Origin of the sequence: Alishewanella tabrizica, assembly GCF_014652375.1 — a bacterium.
Classification (GTDB): Bacteria; Pseudomonadota; Gammaproteobacteria; order Enterobacterales; family Alteromonadaceae; genus Alishewanella; species Alishewanella tabrizica.
The window spans coordinates 219,644-220,041 of the sequence record NZ_BMYR01000009.1 but is presented as its reverse complement, the minus strand read 5'-3'; the positions used below and the strand labels follow the sequence as shown (position 1 = coordinate 220,041).

Sequence of the window (398 nt, the reverse complement as noted above, 5' to 3'; positions counted from 1 at the left end):
AAGCCGGTATTGGCATTGATGCTGTTGCCATTATTATCTACGGCGCTCGCCGTAATGGTTAAAGCACCATCGGCTAAACTGCTAATATCCACGCCCGCCACGCTATAGCTGCCATCGGCATTGACTACCGCACTCACCACCACGGTGTTACCAAACTGATCGGTAATGGTTAGCTGCACCGTGCTACCCGGCGCCACATCCACCGTGTTACCCGAGAGCGTTAAGCTATTATCTGCTGCCAGCTCTGCCGCCACGGTAATGGCCGACTCCACCGCATCCAGTGTTAAGCCCGTATTGGCACTGATTGGATTGCCATTATTATCCACCGCTGTCGCCGTAATCGTTAAGGCACCATCGGCTAGGCTGCTAATATCCACACCCGCCACGCTATAGCTGCC

General features: G+C 54.3%; 1 pseudogene. It reads right to left on the bottom strand.

The annotated features are described in order from the left end of the window. A pseudogene (locus tag IE070_RS16815) lies at positions 1-398 on the bottom strand (retention module-containing protein); the annotation flags it as partial.